The sequence below is a fragment of the Rodentibacter rarus genome, assembly GCF_001998965.1.
Taxonomy (GTDB): Bacteria; Pseudomonadota; Gammaproteobacteria; order Enterobacterales; family Pasteurellaceae; genus Rodentibacter; species Rodentibacter rarus.
Genome location: NZ_MLHJ01000006.1, coordinates 1 through 2,744 on the forward strand (window position 1 = coordinate 1; position 2,744 = coordinate 2,744).

1 protein-coding gene is annotated in these 2,744 nt (G+C 40.6%); it reads left to right on the forward strand.

All coding sequences use genetic code 11. The features are described from left to right. Positions 1–190 precede the first annotated feature (190 nt). Positions 191–2,744 (forward strand): ESPR-type extended signal peptide-containing protein (locus tag BKK50_RS00760; RefSeq protein ID WP_279625566.1); only part of this gene is annotated, 2,554 nt, incomplete at its 3' end.

Consider the following 2,744-nt stretch of genomic DNA (forward strand, 5'->3'; position numbering starts at 1 on the left):
TCTAGTACAGCCCCTATTTATTTATTTATTTGATCTGGATCAATACAATTTACACTTTATTTACAAAAAAGATATTAATTTCTTAACAGATTGTAAGGTAAAATTCGCCAAATTTTATACCCCCCATCAGGGTATAAAAAGAGATTTAAAAATAATTTTAATTCAATCGTATAACTGTTAAGGAAATTGTATGAATAAAATATTTAAAGTGATCTGGAACCAATCACTTGGGGCTTGGGTCGCAGTCTCTGAATTGGCGAAGGGATATTGTAAATCCAGTTCAAATCACATGGGAGCTGATGATTTAACACATAGTGGTTTTAGCCAAAATAATTTTATCTTCTCTAAAGTTGCTTTAGCTTTATTAGCCACAATGTCTGCGGGCTCAGTGTTTGCTCAAACACCTTACGGAAATAGAGCTGATAATGGTGATGTTAAAACGATTGTTATTGGTGAATATGGTTATTCGGGCTTGGGAGCAGCAGCTTATACCGCTAGTGATGGTTCTGATCTAGATCAGTCAAATCGAACGACCGCTGTCTCCCATTCTATTGCTATCGGTGGTAATGCCATTATTGGTAATCTTCAAGATAGTATTGCATTTGGCTACAACACATTAGTTTCTAATACTGTTGGTAATGTTGCTAAAGGTAGTATTGCTCTTGGCTCACATTCAGTTGCTGGAGTAACTAATACAGGACCTGCAACTAAATCTATCACTATTGGTGGGACTACCTATGAATACTATGGTCAGCCAACATCCAATACAGCTGTATTATCTTTGGGGTATGGCGAGAATAAAAATGCTGGTAATGGTAGAGTAACTCGTGAATCTTATGCACAATACCGCCAAATTCAAAATGTAGCAGCAGGACGTGTTGCAAAAAATTCAACAGATGCAATTAATGGTTCACAGCTTTATGCGGTTGTGGAGGCATTAGGGAATGTAAGTGGTTTGAGTGATTTTACTGTTGGTGTGGATAAAGATCATAGTAAAGACGGAATTAATATCACCAAAACGAATAAACGATTTGATATTATCAGTGGTAACGAAAGTTATCTCACCACCTCTATTGATGGTAACAACATTACAGTTGATCTATCACAAACCTCTAAAGATGCCATCGATAATGTAAGCAAAAACGCACAAAACATTACCAATATCAACAATGAAGTCGCTAAAGGTTGGAATATTACTACGTCTCAATCCGGCACAGGTAATGTAAGCGGCACAACCCAAGAACAAATCAATATGGGCGGGTTGGTGACGATTGATGCGGGTAATAACATCAATATCACGCAATCAGGTAATAAAATCAGTATCGCCACTTCAATGACCCCGAATTTTACAACAGTGAATACCGGCGGTTTGACCGTTCGCCCGAATGGAAACATCAATTTTGGTGGCAATGTATTAACTAATGTCGGTACGCCGGTGAACAACACCGATGCGACAAACAAAGCCTATGTGGATAGCGGTCGCACCACAGTAAACTCAACTGATGGTAGTGTAGTGGTGGCAAAGAGCGGTCAAAATCCGGTGAATTATGATCTTTCCGTCAATACCACCAAACTTTCCAACGATTTGAGCATAAGTTACACCGCCAACTCAGGAAGCGGTTCAAACAAACTTTCAGCGCCAATAAAATTCAACGGAACCAATCACATTGAAACCACCGCAACAAACGGAGAAGTGACATTTAAGTTAGATCAATGCGCCACTTCTGCTATTGAAAAAGCCCATAAAGGCTTTGGGTTAAAAGCTCAAGACGGTAACAGTGTTACCCACCAATTAGGTAATCCGATTGATGTGGTGGGAGGAAACAGCAACATCAACACAACGGTTGATGGTGACAAAGTGAAAATCAACCTCAACAACACGCTTGATTTAACAAATGCGGGTAGTGTGAAAGTGGGCGATACCCTCTTAAATAGCACAGGGTTAACCATCAATAATGGTCCGAGTATCACGACAGGCGGCATTAATGCGGGTGGTAAAACCATCACGAATGTAGCGAATGGTACTGTTTCAGCGGACAGTAAAGATGCGGTGAACGGTAGTCAGTTGTATGCAACGAACCAAAACCTCACGAACGTAACGAACGAAGTGGCGAAGGGTTGGAATCTCACCACCTCGAAGTCAGGATCAGGTAATGTAAGCGGCACAACCCAAGAACAAATCAATATGGGCGGATTGGTGACGGTTGATGCAGGTAATAACATCAACATCACGCAATCAGGTAATAATATCAGTATTGCTACTTCAATGACCCCAACTTTTAACAATGTCACCTTAACGGGAGCGAATGGAAACAGTGCCGCAACGCTTTATTATGGGATGGGGCGTGATTACTTAGGGGATAAATACCAAGAATTAGACGAAAACGGCAATCCGGTGGTGAATTTGGCTGATCGCCTTAGCTATAAATCTGAGAACGGAACAGTTAAACATATTGCGACTATGTCTGATGGTTTATATTTTGTCGGTGATGATGGAAGAGACATTCCAAAATTACTTGGTGAACGTTTAAACATCACCGGTGGTGCGGATAAAAATAACCTCACAGACGGTAACATTGGCGTGAATAACAACAATGGGACGTTGGAAGTGAAATTAGCGAAAGACCTGAACTTAACCGAGACAGGTAGTGTGAAAGTGGGCGATACCCTCTTAAATAGCACAGGGTTAACCATCAATAATGGTCCGAGTATCACAACAGGCGGCATTAATGCGGGTGGTAAAA